Origin of the sequence: Bacillus sp. JJ664 (genome assembly GCF_036962205.1) — a bacterium.
In the GTDB taxonomy this organism is placed as follows: Bacteria; Bacillota; Bacilli; order Bacillales; family Bacillaceae_G; genus Gottfriedia.
Map to the genome: position 1 here is coordinate 5,821 of NZ_JBALMS010000117.1, position 237 is coordinate 6,057.

Below are 237 nucleotides of genomic sequence, written 5' to 3' on the forward strand. Positions count from 1 at the left end.
GATATTCTCAGTGCCGATTTGAGTACATATTGGATGACGATCAATGCAAGTCTTAACTATATTATTAAAGGAAAGACTAAAGACATTTATCAAAAAAATTTAATCGATTTGTTGAATGTTTCTTTTTTTGATTACTTTGACCAATATAAGTTTCTAGAAGCAGAAATTGAAAATTATCCTAATTTTTATAGTGAATATATCATTCATGAACAAACAAGAATATATATATTGCATTAT

The 237-nt window shown here is 24.9% G+C and carries 1 protein-coding gene; it reads left to right on the plus strand.

What is annotated here, in order from left to right:
- Positions 1-3: 3 nt before the first annotated feature.
- Positions 4-237 (plus strand): YxiJ family protein (locus V7056_RS16635; protein ID WP_499703533.1); only part of this gene is annotated, 234 nt, incomplete at its 3' end.